At 61.8% G+C, this 14,726-nt stretch carries 16 protein-coding genes; 14 read left to right on the forward strand and 2 right to left on the reverse strand.

All coding sequences use genetic code 11. The features are described 5' to 3' along the window. Positions 1-107: 107 nt before the first annotated feature. Complete coding sequence (locus NKJ04_RS05165) at positions 108-1,046, reverse strand: LysR family transcriptional regulator (RefSeq protein ID WP_127319312.1); 939 nt, start codon at positions 1,044-1,046, stop codon at positions 108-110. Positions 1,047-1,170: 124 nt separating this feature from the next. Between NKJ04_RS05165 and NKJ04_RS05170 the strand changes: the two genes are divergently transcribed. The 10 genes from NKJ04_RS05170 to gph are packed head-to-tail and all read left to right on the forward strand — an operon-like array spanning position 1,171 to position 11,149. Next, positions 1,171-2,217: a class 1 fructose-bisphosphatase gene (locus NKJ04_RS05170; protein ID WP_352673780.1), complete on the forward strand. Its 1,047-nt coding sequence runs from the start codon at positions 1,171-1,173 to the stop codon at positions 2,215-2,217. Between the two features lie 8 nt (positions 2,218-2,225). Continuing rightward, positions 2,226-3,098, forward strand: a complete 873-nt coding sequence (locus tag NKJ04_RS05175) for a phosphoribulokinase (protein ID WP_352673781.1) — start codon at positions 2,226-2,228, stop codon at positions 3,096-3,098. A 10-nt stretch (positions 3,099-3,108) separates the two neighbouring features. Then, a complete protein-coding gene (gene tkt, locus NKJ04_RS05180) occupies positions 3,109-5,121 on the forward strand; it encodes a transketolase (RefSeq protein WP_352673783.1) in 2,013 nt (670 codons plus the stop codon). A gap of 11 nt (positions 5,122-5,132) precedes the next feature. Then, a complete protein-coding gene (fba, locus tag NKJ04_RS05185; protein ID WP_352610606.1) occupies positions 5,133-6,212 on the forward strand; it encodes a class II fructose-bisphosphate aldolase in 1,080 nt (359 codons plus the stop codon). A 21-nt stretch (positions 6,213-6,233) separates the two neighbouring features. After that, positions 6,234-7,727 (forward strand): ribulose-bisphosphate carboxylase large subunit, encoded by a 1,494-nt coding sequence (locus tag NKJ04_RS05190; RefSeq protein WP_013532056.1) that lies wholly within the window; start codon positions 6,234-6,236, stop codon positions 7,725-7,727. An 18-nt stretch (positions 7,728-7,745) separates the two neighbouring features. Beyond that, a complete protein-coding gene (locus NKJ04_RS05195; protein WP_013532057.1) occupies positions 7,746-8,180 on the forward strand; it encodes a ribulose bisphosphate carboxylase small subunit in 435 nt (144 codons plus the stop codon). 7 nt (positions 8,181-8,187) lie between these two features. Continuing rightward, positions 8,188-9,126: a CbbX protein gene (gene cbbX, locus NKJ04_RS05200; RefSeq protein WP_023810399.1), complete on the forward strand. Its 939-nt coding sequence runs from the start codon at positions 8,188-8,190 to the stop codon at positions 9,124-9,126. A 59-nt stretch (positions 9,127-9,185) separates the two neighbouring features. After that, entirely contained in the window at positions 9,186-9,872 is a 687-nt protein-coding gene (rpe, locus tag NKJ04_RS05205; protein WP_128303317.1) for a ribulose-phosphate 3-epimerase, read from the forward strand. A 21-nt stretch (positions 9,873-9,893) separates the two neighbouring features. Continuing rightward, positions 9,894-10,451 carry a thioredoxin family protein gene (locus tag NKJ04_RS05210; protein WP_023810397.1) on the forward strand — a complete coding sequence of 186 codons (558 nt, stop codon included), beginning with the start codon at positions 9,894-9,896 and terminating at the stop codon, positions 10,449-10,451. Further along, the gene (gene gph, locus NKJ04_RS05215; protein ID WP_352440185.1) at positions 10,448-11,149 is read left to right on the forward strand and encodes a phosphoglycolate phosphatase; all 702 of its coding nucleotides are present in this window, start codon (positions 10,448-10,450) and stop codon (positions 11,147-11,149) included. The genes NKJ04_RS05210 and gph overlap by 4 nt, the downstream gene beginning before the upstream one ends. Positions 11,150-11,196: 47 nt before the next feature. On the opposite strand, the gene NKJ04_RS05220 is transcribed toward gph, so the two are convergent. Further along, on the reverse strand, positions 11,197-11,577 hold the full coding sequence (locus NKJ04_RS05220; protein ID WP_023810395.1) for a c-type cytochrome: 381 nt from the start codon (positions 11,575-11,577) through the stop codon (positions 11,197-11,199). Between the two features lie 363 nt (positions 11,578-11,940). On the opposite strand from NKJ04_RS05220, the gene NKJ04_RS05225 reads away from it, so the two are divergent. Genes NKJ04_RS05225 through NKJ04_RS05240 form a run of 4 tightly spaced genes read left to right on the forward strand, consistent with a single transcriptional unit; the run spans position 11,941 to position 14,700 of the window. Further along, the gene (locus tag NKJ04_RS05225) at positions 11,941-12,150 is read left to right on the forward strand and encodes a hypothetical protein (RefSeq protein WP_023810394.1); all 210 of its coding nucleotides are present in this window, start codon (positions 11,941-11,943) and stop codon (positions 12,148-12,150) included. Between the two features lie 33 nt (positions 12,151-12,183). Beyond that, on the forward strand, positions 12,184-13,170 hold the full coding sequence (locus tag NKJ04_RS05230) for an ABC transporter substrate-binding protein (RefSeq protein WP_352673787.1): 987 nt from the start codon (positions 12,184-12,186) through the stop codon (positions 13,168-13,170). Then, on the forward strand, positions 13,167-13,991 hold the full coding sequence (locus tag NKJ04_RS05235; protein WP_352673788.1) for an ABC transporter permease: 825 nt from the start codon (positions 13,167-13,169) through the stop codon (positions 13,989-13,991). The genes NKJ04_RS05230 and NKJ04_RS05235 overlap by 4 nt, the downstream gene beginning before the upstream one ends. Beyond that, positions 13,960-14,700, forward strand: a complete 741-nt coding sequence (locus NKJ04_RS05240) for an ABC transporter ATP-binding protein (RefSeq protein WP_352673883.1) — start codon at positions 13,960-13,962, stop codon at positions 14,698-14,700. The genes NKJ04_RS05235 and NKJ04_RS05240 overlap by 32 nt, the downstream gene beginning before the upstream one ends. Positions 14,701-14,726 lie beyond the last annotated feature (26 nt).

Here is a 14,726-nt window from a genome sequence, read left to right on the forward strand (position 1 = left end):
GGACGTGGCCCCCGCTCTTTCGCACTGCAACATAACATATCGCTTATATAACACCAACGATCGCGGGCGTTCTCCACCGGACTTTCATCCGTTGCGTTCGTAAAATGTCATCCCGCCTTGTCTGGATACAGCTTTCCGAAAAGGGGCAGATACATCGCGCCCTTGCGCATCAGGAAATCGTTGAACGTGGCCATGGCCGGCGAGATTGCGTGATCGGTCCGCATCACCGAGAACCATTGCCGGCGGATCGGCATGCCGACAACGTCGAGGATGACGAGCCGGCCTGCTTCGGTTTCCGCAGCGATGGTGTGGGCAGAGATGAAGGCGATGCCCAGACCAGCCATCACCGCCTGCTTGATCGTTTCGTTCGAGGCCATCTCGACACCGAGGTCGTCGATGCGCCCAGGCACGTCGCTCAGGAATATTTCCAACGAGATGCGGGTTCCGGAGCCGGGCTCGCGAATAAGGAAATGCTCCTCGGCGATGCGCTCCTTGGAGATATCGCGCGCCGCGACCAACGGATGGTCGGGCGGCGCGATGATGACCAGCGGGTGATCGCCGAAGACCGAAGCACGCACCGGAACCTCCTTCGCCGGGCGCCCCATCAGCGCGATATCGATGTCGTGGTTCCTGAGGTTGTCGATCGTCTGGGCACGGTTGCCGATGGCAAGCCGCATGTCGATGTCGGGATGGTCCTTCATGAACGCAGCCATCAGCCGCGGCGCGAAATATTTGGCGGTGGAAACAACGCCGAGCCTCAAGCTGCCGGTGCGTACGCCCTTGATGGCATCCATCTTGTCTTCGAGCAAACCGAGATGCTCCTCGATAACCTGCGCCGTCTCGACGAAAGCCCGACCTGCGGCAGTGGGACGCATGCCGTCCGACGTTCGGTCGAACAGAGCCAGCTGGAATTCTTCCTCCACTTGCCGCAGCTGGATTGTCAGCGCTGGAGGAGACAGACCTAACATCTTGGCTGCGCTGACAATTTTGCCGCACTTGATGATTGCCTGGACGGTCTTGAAATGCTTAAGCGTGAGGTTTCTCATGCCGCACACTAAATTATTTTTACTGGTTAAGTAAGGTTATTGAATTTTACTTATCTGGCGACGTTTGTTTCCATTCCTCCAGTCCAGCCGCTCCGAGGAAATGCGGCCCGACCGGGAGGTTACGATGCCAGCGGCAACGCTCGACGCTTTTCTGAACTCCTATCTCGGCCAGCCTGACGAATTTCGCTCGGCAGTTGTGACGACCGTCCGTCAGTTGACACAGGCCGCCATCAAGGTCCGCAACACCATCAACCAAGGGGTGCTCGGCGCCGCCTTTGCCGAAACCCGTGGCGCCAATGCCGACGGCGACGTCCAGAAGGATCTCGACGTCTTCTCCGACGACATCTTCCTCGACGCCATGCGCCGCGCACCGGTCGCGCTTTACGCCTCCGAGGAACTGGAGCAGCCGGTCCTGCTCGACAGGCAAGCGCCACTCGCCATCGCGATCGACCCGCTCGACGGCTCTTCCAACATCGACACCAACGTGTCGATCGGAACGATCTTCTCGCTCCTGACCGCAACTGACGCGCCGGACCCTGATCCGGCCGCCTCTTTCTTGCAGGCGGGCGTGAACCAGCTAGGCGCCGGTTTCTTCATCTATGGGCCGCAACTGGCACTCGTCCTGTCGCTCGGCAGCGGCACGCATGTCTTCGTCTTCTCGACAAGGCTCGGCACCTTCGTCCAGGCCTATGAAAGCCGGATCATTCCGCAACGCACTCAGGAGTTCGCCATCAACGCCGCCAACTACCGGCACTGGGACGAGGCCGTGCGGCTCTATGTAGACGACTGCCTGGAGGGCACCGAAGGACCGCGCGAGAAGGATTTCAACATGCGCTGGATCGCCTCTCTGGTTGCCGACTGTTACCGCATATTGATGCGCGGCGGCGTTTTTCTCTACCCCGGCGATCGGCGCAAGGGCTATGGTCAGGGACGGCTGCGCCTCGTCTACGAGGCCAACCCGATCGCCTATCTCATAGAACAGGCTGGCGGTGCCGCCACCGATGCGATCAACCGTATCCTGGAAATCGAACCCGAGAGCCTGCATCAGCGCGTGCCGATGATCTTCGGGTCGGCGCGGGAAGTCGCGCGCATCACCCGCTACCACACAGAGCCGAGCAACATCGGTGAGCGTGCGCCGCTGTTCAGCCGCCGCGGCCTGTTCAGAGCCTGAGCAGCACCATGTCAGCCAAGCACCCCATCATCACCATCACCGGGTCGTCGGGCGCCGGCACGACCTCGGTCAAGCGCATCTTCGAGCTGATTTTCCGGCGCGAGAACATCGAGGCCGCTTTCATCGAAGGCGACGCCTTCCACCGCTACGATCGCGCGGCGATGAAGGCAAAGGTGGCCGACGAGGAAATAGCCGGCAACCCGAACTTCACCCATTTCAATGCCGCGGCCAACGAACTCGGAATTCTCGAAGAGGTGTTCGCGGAATATGGCCGCCGCGGAACCGGCAAGACCCGCACCTACATTCATGATGAGGAAGAGGAAAAGCAGCACGGCACGCCACCGGGAACCTTTACCGAATGGCGCGAATTCGCTCCCAGCGACCTGCTCTTTTACGAGGGGCTGCACGGCTGTGTCGTCACCGACACGATCAATTTGGCCAAGCATGCGGATCTCAAGATCGGCGTCGTGCCGGTCATCAATCTCGAATGGATCCAGAAGATCCATCGCGACCGTTCGACACGCGGCTATTCCACCGAGGCGGTGATGGACGTGATCCTGCGCCGGATGCCCGACTATGTCCGCTACATCGTCCCGCAATTCTCGCAGACCGCCATCAACTTCCAGCGCGTGCCGATCGTCGATACGTCCAACCCGTTTATCGCGCGCTGGATTCCGACGCCCGACGAATCGATGCTGGTTATCCGCTTCGCCAATCCGCGCGGCATCGATTTTCCGTATCTGCTGTCGATGATCCACGACTCGTTCATGTCGCGGCCAAATTCCATCGTGGTGCCAGGCAACAAGCTCGATCTTGCCATGCAGCTGATCCTGACGCCGCTCATTCTGCAATTGACTGAACGCAAGAGCCGTGTGTCGTGAGGAGGATGCAATGACCAGCCAAACAGCACTGAAGCCCGTCACCACAACCGCTCCCGTCTCGGAGCGCGACATGGCGAACGCCATTCGCGCGCTGGCGATGGACAGCGTCCAAAAGGCGAATTCGGGTCACCCTGGCATGCCGATGGGCATGGCCGATGTCGCAACGGTGCTGTTCAACCGCTTCATCAACATCGATCCGTCGAGGCCGGGCTGGCCCGACCGTGACCGTTTCGTGCTTTCAGCCGGCCACGGCTCGATGCTGCAATACGCGCTGCATCATCTGCTTGGCTATGAAGACATGCAGATCGAGGAATTGCAGCGATTTCGGCAGTTGGGCAGCCGCACCGCCGGACATCCGGAATACGGCCATGCGCTTGGCGTGGAGACCACCACCGGACCGCTCGGACAGGGCATTTCCACGGCGGTCGGCATGGCGCTGGCGGAACGTATGCTTGCCGCCCGCTATGGTACCGATCTGGTCGATCATCATACCTATGTGATTGCGGGCGACGGCTGCCTTCAGGAGGGCATCAGTCACGAGGCGATAGACCTCGCTGGTCACCTGAAGCTTTCCCGCCTGATCGTCTTCTGGGACGACAATGCGATTTCCATTGACGGGCCGACCTCCCTCTCCACGTCGATGGACCAGCCGGCGCGCTTCAAGGCCGCCGGCTGGGATGTCCAAAGCGTCGCCGGCCACGACATGGAGGCAGTCGCCGCGGCAATCGAGTCGGCGCGGCGGTCGGATCGGCCATCGCTGATTGCCTGCCGCACAGTGATCGGCATGGGTGCCCCCAATCTCGGCGGTTCGGAGAAGACGCACGGCGCACCGCTGGGTGAAGCAGAGATCGCCGCGACACGCGAAAACATCGGCTGGGCCCACGCGCCGTTCGATGTGCCGAATGATATCCTTTTCGCCTGGCGCGAGATTGCCGGTCGCGGCGAAGCGATGCGGCGCGCCTGGGAGCAGCGGCTTGCCGCCTCGCCGCGGCGCGAGGCTTTTGAGAGCGCCGTCGCGGCCGAACTGCCCGACACCGTCTTCAAAGCGCTCGACGCCTTTCGTCGCGAACATGTCGAGAAGGCAACCAAGGTGGCGACGCGAAAAGCCTCCGAAATGGCGCTGGAGGCCATCAACGGCGTAACGGAATTGACCGTCGGCGGCTCGGCCGATCTGACGCATTCAAATCTGACGATCACCAAGGGCATGAACCGCATTGCGCCGGGTGATTATGCCGGCCGCTACATTCACTACGGCATTCGTGAGCACGGCATGGCGGCCGCCATGAACGGCATCGCGCTGCATGGCGGTTTCGTGCCCTATGGCGGTACGTTCCTGTGCTTCGCCGATTATGCGCGCGGCGCGATGCGGCTCTCGGCGCTCATGGGCCAGCGCGTCATCTATGTGATGACACACGATTCCATCGGCCTCGGCGAGGACGGCCCGACGCACCAGCCGGTCGAGCACCTTGCGATGCTGCGTGCCACGCCTAATCTCAACGTCTTCCGCCCGGCGGATGTCATCGAAACGGCGGAGTGCTGGGAACTCGCGCTAAAGAGCAAGGATCGGCCGAGCGTCCTGGTGCTGTCGCGCCAGAACTTGCCGATGCTGCGTCGGTCGCACAGCGACGAGAACCGCTCCTGCCAAGGCGCTTACATCCTGCGCGAGCCGTCAAAGCACCGCGCCGTCACCCTGATCGCCACCGGCTCGGAGGTCGAGATCGCGGTTGCTGCCGCCGAAAGGCTGGAGACCGAGCATGGCGTCGCCGCCGCCGTCGTGTCGATGCCGTGCTGGGAGCTTTTCGAGGAGCAGGAAAGCGCCACCCGCAAGGCCGTCCTCGGCTCGGCGCCGCGCGTCGCGGTCGAAGCGGCAGCCCGGCTGGGCTGGGACCGCTGGATCGGCGAGACCGGTGCTTTCGTCGGCATGACCGGCTTCGGCGCCAGCGCCCCTGCCCCCGACCTCTACCGGCATTTCAACATAACGTCCGAAGCGGTTGCTGCAGCGGCGCTGAAGCTCATCATCTAGGAGGATTCACAATGGCTCGCATCACCCTTCGCCAGCTTCTCGACCATGCCGCCGAGCACGGCTACGGCGTACCGGCATTCAACATCAACAACATGGAACAGGGCCTCGCCATCATGGAAGCGGCCAAGGCCTGCGACGCGCCAGTCATCATCCAGGCCTCGCGTGGCGCCCGGTCCTATGCCAACGACATCATGCTGGCCAAGATGATGGAGGCGCTGACCGAAATCCACCCGGCCATCCCGCTATGCATCCATCAGGACCACGGCAACAGCGAGGCCACCTGCCTTTCCGCAATCCGCCACGGCTTCACCTCGGTGATGATGGACGGATCCTTGATGGCGGACGCCAAGACGCCGGCAAGCTACGACTACAACGTCGCCATAACCGAACGCGTCGCACGCATGGCGCATTGGGTCGGCGCTTCCGTCGAAGGCGAATTGGGCGTGCTCGGCTCGCTGGAAACCGGCCAAAGCGAGGCGGAGGATGGCCACGGCGCCGAGGGCGCGCTCTCTCACGACCAACTCTTGACCGATCCAGATCAGGCGGTCGATTTTGTGACTGCAACCCAGGTCGACGCGCTGGCGATTGCCTGCGGCACCTCGCACGGCGCCTACAAATTCACCCGCAAGCCGGACGGCGACATCCTGGCCATGCAGGTGATCGAGGCGATCCACGAGAAGCTGCCTAACACGCATCTGGTCATGCACGGCTCTTCCTCGGTGCCGCAGGAGTTGCAGGACATCATCAACAGATACGGCGGCGAGATGCCCCAGACCTTTGGCGTTCCGGTCGAGGAGATCGAGCGCGGCATCCGCTTCGGCGTGCGCAAGGTCAACATCGACACCGATTGCCGCATGGCCATGGCCGGACAGTTCCGCCGCGTCGCGACGGAAGACCCGCGCGAGTTCGATCCCCGCAAATTCCTGAAACCCGCCATGGATGCCTTGCGCGATCTCTGCCGGGACCGCTTCGAGCGTTTCGGTACGGCCTCCAACGCCTCGAAGATCAAGGTCATCGCCATGGACGAGATGGCGAAACGTTACGCCGCGGGAAAACTCGACCCCCATATCGCAACCGCGAAAGCCGCCTGAGCAACAAACAGGAGACCTGTCATGAACAAGATCGACATACTGCCAGCGGGGACGCTCAAGGAAGGCAAGGAACGCTACAAGTCAGGGGTCATCCCCTACAAGAAGATGGGCTATTGGGAGCCTGACTACAGGCCCAAGGAAACCGATCTGATCGCGATGTTCCGGATCACGCCGCAACCCGGTGTCGACCACGAGGAGGCGGCGGCCGCCATCGCCGGCGAATCCTCCACCGCGACGTGGACCGTGGTGTGGACCGACCGGCTGACCGCCTGCGAGCTCTACCGCGCCAAGGCGTTCAGATCCGAGCCGGTGCCGAACACCGGTCCCGGAACCAAGACCGAACAACAGTACTTCGCCTACATCGCCTACGACCTCGACCTGTTCGAGCCGGGCTCGATCGCCAATTTGACCGCATCGATCATCGGCAATGTGTTCGGCTTCAAGGCAGTCAAGGCGCTGCGGCTGGAAGACATGCGTATCCCGGTCGCGTACCTCAAAACCTTCCAGGGGCCGGCGACCGGCATCGTGGTGGAGCGTGAGCGGCTCGACAAGTTCGGCCGGCCGCTGCTCGGCGCTACGACGAAGCCGAAGCTCGGCCTCTCGGGCCGCAATTACGGGCGCGTCGTTTACGAAGCGCTGAAGGGCGGCCTCGATTTCGTCAAGGACGACGAGAACATCAACTCGCAGCCCTTCATGCATTGGCGCGACCGCTTCCTCTACTGCATGGAGGCCGTGAACAAGGCGTCGGCTGCCACCGGCGAGGTCAAAGGCCATTATCTCAACGTCACCGCCGGCACGATGGAGGAGATGTACGAGCGCGCCGAATTCGCCAAGCAGCTTGGCTCCTGCATCGTCATGATCGACCTCGTCATCGGCTACACGGCGATCCAATCTATGGCCAAGTGGGCACGCCGCAACGACATGATCCTGCACCTGCACCGTGCCGGCAACTCGACCTATTCGCGCCAGAAGAACCACGGCATGAATTTCCGCGTCATCTGCAAATGGATGCGCATGGCCGGCGTCGACCACATCCATGCCGGCACGGTGGTCGGCAAGCTGGAAGGCGACCCGCTCATGATCAAGGGATTTTATGACACGCTGCGTGAGGAGCGCACGCCGCAGAACCTCGAAACCGGGCTGTTCTTCGATCAAGAATGGGCCTCGCTCAACAAGGTGATGCCCGTCGCCTCGGGCGGCATCCATGCCGGCCAGATGCATCAGTTGATCCACTATCTCGGCGAGGACGTCATCCTGCAGTTCGGCGGCGGCACAATCGGCCATCCGGACGGCATCCAGGCAGGCGCGACGGCCAATCGCGTCGCCCTGGAAGCGATGATCCTGGCCCGCAACGAGGGGCGCGATTATTTGCGCGAAGGGACCAAGATCCTCGAACAGGCGGCCAGATGGTGCACGCCGCTGAAGGCTGCCCTGGAGACCTGGAAGGACGTCACCTTCAACTACGAATCGACCGACACGGCCGACTTCGTGCCAACCGCAACGCCCAGCTTCTAGACGAAAGGAACCATCGTCATGATGACCAATCCGGGAAACAAGGTCACGCAGGGACAGTTCTCGTTCCTGCCAGACCTGACCGATGAGCAGATTTCGGCGCAGATCAAATACGCGCTGAAGAACCATTGGGCGGTCAGCGTCGAGTACACGGACGATCCGCATCCGCGAAACACCTACTGGGAAATGTACGGCAACCCGATGTTCGATTTGAAAGATCCGGCGGGCATACTGCTCGAGGTCAATGCTTGCCGGAAAGCCTGTCCGAACATGTATGTGCGGGTAACCGCCTTCGATTCGACCAAGGGCTGGGAAGCGCCGCGCATGTCGTTCATTGTCAACCGGCCGCCCAGCGAACCCGGGTTCCGGCTGCTGCGCCAGGAGCGCGACGGCCGCAGCCAGGGTTATTCGATCGTGCCTTATGCGACCGACAGGCCCGAGGGCGAGCGGAGCTAGCTGAACCATGCTGAACGCGATGACCAAGGACGCTGCCGCACAGGACGCGACGGTTGATCTGCAGGCCGAGTTCGAGGCCTCCAACATCGACGAGGTGATGGACAAGCTCGACCGTGAACTCGTTGGCCTGAAGCCGGTCAAGACCCGCATCCGCGAGATCGCCGCTCTCCTCCTGGTCGACCGGCTTCGCCGCAAGTTCGGGCTGACCTCGGGCGCCCCGACGCTGCACATGAACTTTACGGGAAATCCCGGCACCGGAAAGACCACCGTGGCGCTGAGGATGGCCGAAATCCTGCATCGTCTGGGCTATGTCCGCGAAGGCCACATGGTCGCCGTGACGCGCGACGATCTTGTTGGCCAGTATGTGGGCCACACCGCGCCCAAGACCCGCGAGGTGATCAAGCGTGCCATGGGCGGCGTGCTTTTCATCGACGAGGCCTACTATCTCTACAAGCCCGAGAACGAACGCGACTACGGCCAGGAATCGATCGAAATCCTGCTGCAGTGCATGGAGAACAACCGTGACGATCTGGTTGTGATCCTTGCCGGCTACAAGAACAAGATGGACCGCTTCTTCGACAGCAATCCCGGTATGCGTTCGCGCATCGCCCACCATCTCGATTTCCCCGACTATGGTGTCAGCGAACTGAAATCAATCGCCGAGATTATGCTCGCGGAGCAGAATTATCGCCTCAGCGAGGCGGCATCCCGTGCGCTCGAAGAGTATCTTCCGATCCGCATGAGGCTGCCGCATTTCTCCAACGCGCGTTCGGTCCGCAATGGGCTCGATCGGGCACGGCTGCGGCAGGCCAACCGGCTTTTCGCATCGCGCAGCAGGGTGTTGACCAAGGCCGATCTTGTCACCATCGAGGAATCCGACATCCGCGGCAGCCGCGTGTTCGCGGAAGGGAAACTCGAAGGCGAACCGGAGACGAAGATGCGCTGACGGGATGAAGCCGGCTGGCGCAGAGACCAACAGCGCAGACAGGATTGGAGACGACGACCATGGTCACCAGGACAATCATCGCACCCTCCGTGCTTTCCGCGGATTTCTCGCGGCTCGGCGACGAGGTCGAAGCTGTCGTGCGGGCGGGTGCCGACTGGATCCATCTCGACGTGATGGACGGGCATTTCGTACCCAACATCACCTTCGGTCCGCCGGTGATCAAGGCGATCCGCGACCGAACGGACAAAGTCTTCGACTGCCATCTGATGATCGCGCCGGCCGACCCCTATCTGGCCGCCTTCGCCGACGCCGGCTGCGACATCATCACGGTGCACGCCGAGGCCGGGCCGCATCTCGATCGTTCCCTGCAGGCGATCAAAAATCTCGGCAAGAAGGCCGGCGTATCGCTGAATCCTTCGACGCCGGAGAGCGCCATCGAATATGTGCTCGACAGGCTCGACCTGGTGCTTCTGATGACGGTCAATCCAGGCTTTGGCGGCCAGGCCTTCATTTCCGCGGTCATCGAGAAGATCAGGCGAATCAAGGCACTGGTTGGCCACCGCCCGATTGACATCGAAATCGATGGCGGCGTCACGGCCGAAACCGCCCCGCTGGTCGCCGCGGCCGGCGCCAATGTGCTGGTCGCCGGGTCGGCCGTGTTCAAGGGGGGCACCGAGGCGGCCTATCGCGCCAACATTGGAACCATCCGACAGGCGGCCGACGGTGCGATCCGGAAAGCCGCGTAAACCATTCCATCGGAGGCAAGCATGGCGGCCGTCCCCCCTGTCTGCGATTTCGGCTGGCGCGCCATCGATGCCGTTTTGCCTGACGTCGACGGCAGGTCGCATTCGATCTTCAGCCAGGCCGGCCCGAACGGCCTGGTCGTGGCCTTCATCTGCAATCACTGCCCTTATGTGAAGGCGGTGATTTCACGTATCGTGCGCGATGCCAACGACCTCAAGGCCGAAGGTATCGGCTTTGTCGCGATCAACTCAAACGATGCCGATGCCTACCCGGAGGATTCCTTCGACCAAATGAAGCTATTCGCCACGACGAGCGGCTTCAGCTTCCCTTACCTGCACGACCAGCACCAAACTGTGGCGCGCGATTACGCAGCCGTGTGCACTCCCGATTTCTTCGGGTTCAACAGCGAGTTGGGACTGCAATATCGCGGTCGGCTGGACGCCTCGCGACGAGAAGCCGGAGCGCCCGGGCTGAGACGCGATCTGTTCGAGGCGATGAAGCAGGTTGCCCGAACCGGCGACGGGCCGCTGGACCAGATCGCCTCGATCGGCTGCTCGATCAAGTGGAAGGATGCCGCATGAACGTCGGCGCAGGTAGGCCGCTTCGATCGCCGAAGGCGATCCTGTTCGACCTCGACGGCACGCTGGTCGACTCGGCGCCGGACATAGCGGCCGCAGTCAACGAATTGCTGGCCAGCCGCGATCTGCCGCCGCTGCGCCTGGATCAGGTCACGGCCATGATCGGCGGCGGCGTCAGGAAATTGATCGAGCGAGCCTTCGCGGCGTCGGGAGCGCCACTGCTCGGTAACGCTCTCGATGAGGCCAACCGCGTCATGGCGCCTATCTACCGCCGGCATCTGACCGGCCTGACAAGGCTGATGCCTGGCGTCAGGGAGGCTCTCACCCACTTTCATTTGGGCGGGGTAAGCATGGGGGTGGTAACCAACAAACCGCAGTTGGCGACCCGCGAAATCCTGCTTCATTTCGGATTGACGGAATATTTCGGCGCCATCGTTGGCGGAGACGCGGTGACATTCCTGAAACCGGCGCCCGATGCCCTGCTGCTGGCGTTGGCACAGCTTGGGGTCGACGCCGGTGACGCGCTGCTGGTCGGAGACAGTGGCGCTGACCTGGGCGCCGCACGCGCCGCCGGCTTGCCCGTCATTCTGTTGCGCGGCGGCTACAGCCACATTCCGGTGGAAGAGCTTGGCGCCGACCTTGTTTGCGACAGCCTTTTCGATCTGCCTTCGGCAATGCAGAGGCTGCAAGCCGATGCGTGATTGAGGCGTCCGCCGGCCGAACGCAAATTCGAACGGCCGGCTGCGCTCTATTTCGAGAATTGCTTCAGATAGGCAATGACATTGGCGATGTCTTCGTCCTGCTTGAGGCCGACAAACGCCATCTTCGTTCCTTTGACCATGGCCTTGGGATCGTGAAGATAGGTCTTCAGTGAGGGCTCATCCCATTTGACGCCGGATTTGCCAGCCGCGACCATCGCCTGAGAATAGCTGAACCCCGGGTGTGTTCCAGCCGTTCGGCCTATGACGCCGTTCAACGACGGGCCGACCTTGTTCTTGTCCTGGTCGGCGACGTGGCAGACCTTGCATTTGGCGAAGACCTTCTCACCCGCCGCCGCATCCTGTGCCTGGGATTGGCTCGCGATGAAGGGCACAACGGACATGACTGCGAAAAATGCGATTGCGCGCATGGCATTTCCTCATTGATCGTCTGGGTGCCCTGGACGATTTGCGCATGCCGATCCTTTGATCCGTCGGCATGCGCCTTACGCGGTGGTGTGGAATATCCGCTTCTCCCGTGGAGCCGCGCCGCGTGATTCAGAAGCTAATTGGCATGTTGTGAAAGTCAATCGTACAAAGGTTTAGAGGCCTGGGTGCTCAACAGACCCGTCCATTCGTCTTTGTTGACGGTGATCCGGCGAGCGCGTAGCTTGACCTCACTCCGGTTTCTCCATTGGCACCTCGGGAAATCCGGCAAACGGTGATTTTGCCCTCGCTTCTGGTTGGGCTGAGCTCGCCGGGATGAGCGTTTGGGAACGCGCAAGAGGTGCTGAATGGACATGGTCGATCTCATATTGACGGTTTGCCTCAGCGCCAATCCGAGCAATTGCCGAGACGAACATCTCTATTTCGAGAGCCGCGGCACTCTGTTCCAATGCATGATCCTTGCCCCCAGCGAAATCGCGAAATGGTCCCAAGAACACCCGACCCTCAAGGTCATGCGCTGGAAATGCGCATTTCCAAACAAGGAACGAGCCATTTGATTTGGCAGCGCGGAACCCTGGGGAGGAGGTGTCATGATGGTTTCACGGCGCATGACGTTGCGTCTGGCGGTTCTCGGGACAGCCGCTGTTCTTGCTACTAGGCCGGGCGTTGCGGCAGCCAGGATTCGCCTCGGTGTGCTGAAGTTTGGAACCGTGAGTTGGGAACTCGATACGCTAAGGCAGCACAAATTCGATGCCGCCAACGGGATCGATCTGGAGATCATCGACTTCGCCGGCGAAGATGCGACCAACGTCGCGATGCTGGCTGGCGCGATCGACATGATCGTCTCAGACTGGCTGTGGGTCTCGCGCCAGCGCTCCGAAGGCGGCGACCTCACATTGACCCCCTATTCGACCGCCGTGGGGGCGATCATGGTGAAGGAGGATTCGCCGATACGGACGGTCGCCGATCTCAAGGACAAGAAAATCGGCGTCGCCGGCGGCCCGCTCGACAAGAGTTGGCTGCTGATACAAGCGCTGACCAGACGCGATCTCGGCGTCGACCTGTCGGCAGCCAGCGACATCGTCTTTGGCGCGCCGCCGCTGATTTCGGAAAAGGCGATACAGGGCGAACTCGATGCGGTGCTGAATTTCTGGCATTTTTGCGCCCGTCTCGAGGCCAATGGCTTCCGTCGACTGATCGGCGTGAACGACGCGGCAAAGGCGCTCGGGGCTCTGGGACCCGTTTCGGCCCTCGGTTACGTCTTCCATGACCAATGGGCAAACCAGAACCCGGATGCCGTCAGGGGTTTCGTGAGGGCGTCCGCGCAAGCCAAGGACTTGCTGGCCAGATCCGATGACGAATGGCTGCGCCTGGCGCCGATCATTCGCGCGGAAGGCAAGGAACTGGAAAAGCTGCGCGATCGCTACCGCCAGGGCATTCCCAGACGGTCGGTCGCCGACGAAGCGGCCGACGCCGGCAGGCTATACCATGTGCTGGCGGCGATCGGCGGCGCGAAGCTGGTCGGCAGCGCACCGGAAATGGCGCCCGGCACATTCTGGCAGGAACCCCGGAAATGACCGCATTGGAAACCGGCGGCACGCGTGATGCCCCGCCGAGCATGTCCGGCCGACGTAGCCTGGCGATGGCACTGGTGCCCGCGCTGACCGTAGCGGTTTCCCTGCTCGGGCTTTGCCTGCTGTGGAACCTTGCGGCAAGCGTCTGGCCAAGCCGTGCCTTTCCAGGACCTGGGCAGGTCTGGCAGGTGCTTCTCAGGGAGGCTGCGAACGGCGATCTCTTTTACCATCTCGGCGTGACCCTCGGCCGGGTCGCCGCGGCATATATCGTCGCAATGATCATCGGATCCGTCATCGGCGTTTTGCTCGGCAGCTATCGTCGTGTCGACCATTTTTTCAACCCGTGGGTGATCCTGTTCCTCAACATCCCGGCGCTGGTGGTCATCGTCCTCGGCTACATCTGGTTCGGCCTCAACGAGGCGGCGGCGATCGGCGCGGTGGCGGTGAACAAGATCCCGAATGTCGTGGTGACGATGCGCGAAGGCGCCAGGGCGCTTGATCCAAGTTACGCCGAAATGGCCACCGTCTATCGTTTCGGCCGCCTTGAACGCATCCGCCATATCCTGCTGCCGCAATTGCAGCCCTATCTTGCCGCCGCATCGCGATCCGGCATCGCCCTCATCTGGAAGATCGTCTTGGTCGTCGAACTGCTCGGCCGCTCGAACGGTGTCGGCTTCCAGATCCATCTCTATTTCCAGCTCTTCGATGTCGCCGCCATTCTTGCCTACACGCTGGCTTTCGTGGCGGTGATGCTTGTCATTGAACTTCTCCTGGTGCAGCCCGTTGAACGACATGCAACCCGTTGGCGCCGTCGTCCCGCTTAAGGTCGACATCGCCGAAAAGACCTTCAGGTCCGCGCGAGGCGTCTCGATCACGGCGCTTCAGGACCTTTCCTTCGAGGTCCGGCAAGGCGAATTCGCCTGCTTGCTGGGACCGTCGGGCTGCGGCAAAACCACGACGCTGCGTATCCTGCTTGGCTTGGACAAAGACTTTTCCGGCTCCTTCCAGTTGCCGCAAGGAGGTTCGAACCGCATCGCCGCCGTATTCCAGGAACCGACCCTGCTGCCGTGGCGAACGGTGGAGCAGAATGTCAGGCTGGCGTTGCCGAAAAGCTTGAGAGCGAAAAATCTCGACAGGCTGTTCGACACGCTCGGCCTCGCCGGCATGCGCTCGCTCTATCCTGCCGAACTGTCGCTCGGCCTTGCGCGCAGGGCAGCACTTGCCAGGGCTTTCGCCACCGAGCCGGCGGTGCTTTTCCTGGACGAACCCTTTGTCTCGCTCGACGAACAGACCGCCGAGCGGCTTCGGCATCTGCTTTTGACCGTGTGGTCGGCACGGCCAACGACCGCCTTGATGGTGACGCACAATCTACGCGAGGCACTGATGCTGTCGGACCGCATCATCGTGCTCGCGCCGCGGCCAACCCATGTGCTCGACGTGTTCGACGTACGGCTGCCACGGCAACATCGCAATTCGCAGGTGATGAGCGACCTTCTGCGGTCGTTCCATCATAGATTTCCGGACGTCACCTGATTGCCAGCAGGCGAAATGCATATCGG

The sequence above is a fragment of the Mesorhizobium sp. M0618 genome (genome assembly GCF_040320765.1).
Classification (GTDB): Bacteria; Pseudomonadota; Alphaproteobacteria; order Rhizobiales; family Rhizobiaceae; genus Mesorhizobium.

Excerpts from the sequence above, each read along its gene's own strand:
- fba (WP_352610606.1), top strand. The coding sequence starts at position 5,133 with ATGGCTCGCATCACCCTTCGCCAGCTTCTCGACCATGCCGCCGAGCAC.
- NKJ04_RS05190 (WP_013532056.1), top strand. The coding sequence starts at position 6,234 with ATGAACAAGATCGACATACTGCCAGCGGGGACGCTCAAGGAAGGCAAG.
- tkt (WP_352673783.1), top strand. The coding sequence starts at position 3,109 with ATGACCAGCCAAACAGCACTGAAGCCCGTCACCACAACCGCTCCCGTC.
- cbbX (WP_023810399.1), top strand. The coding sequence starts at position 8,188 with ATGCTGAACGCGATGACCAAGGACGCTGCCGCACAGGACGCGACGGTT.
- NKJ04_RS05175 (WP_352673781.1), top strand. The coding sequence starts at position 2,226 with ATGTCAGCCAAGCACCCCATCATCACCATCACCGGGTCGTCGGGCGCC.
- NKJ04_RS05170 (WP_352673780.1), top strand. The coding sequence starts at position 1,171 with ATGCCAGCGGCAACGCTCGACGCTTTTCTGAACTCCTATCTCGGCCAG.
- NKJ04_RS05225 (WP_023810394.1), top strand. The coding sequence starts at position 11,941 with ATGGACATGGTCGATCTCATATTGACGGTTTGCCTCAGCGCCAATCCG.
- NKJ04_RS05165 (WP_127319312.1), bottom strand. The coding sequence starts at position 1,046 with ATGAGAAACCTCACGCTTAAGCATTTCAAGACCGTCCAGGCAATCATC.
- NKJ04_RS05220 (WP_023810395.1), bottom strand. The coding sequence starts at position 11,577 with ATGCGCGCAATCGCATTTTTCGCAGTCATGTCCGTTGTGCCCTTCATC.
- NKJ04_RS05240 (WP_352673883.1), top strand. The coding sequence starts at position 13,960 with ATGCAACCCGTTGGCGCCGTCGTCCCGCTTAAGGTCGACATCGCCGAA.
- NKJ04_RS05210 (WP_023810397.1), top strand. The coding sequence starts at position 9,894 with ATGGCGGCCGTCCCCCCTGTCTGCGATTTCGGCTGGCGCGCCATCGAT.
- gph (WP_352440185.1), top strand. The coding sequence starts at position 10,448 with ATGAACGTCGGCGCAGGTAGGCCGCTTCGATCGCCGAAGGCGATCCTG.
- NKJ04_RS05195 (WP_013532057.1), top strand. The coding sequence starts at position 7,746 with ATGATGACCAATCCGGGAAACAAGGTCACGCAGGGACAGTTCTCGTTC.
- NKJ04_RS05235 (WP_352673788.1), top strand. The coding sequence starts at position 13,167 with ATGACCGCATTGGAAACCGGCGGCACGCGTGATGCCCCGCCGAGCATG.
- NKJ04_RS05230 (WP_352673787.1), top strand. The coding sequence starts at position 12,184 with ATGATGGTTTCACGGCGCATGACGTTGCGTCTGGCGGTTCTCGGGACA.
- rpe (WP_128303317.1), top strand. The coding sequence starts at position 9,186 with ATGGTCACCAGGACAATCATCGCACCCTCCGTGCTTTCCGCGGATTTC.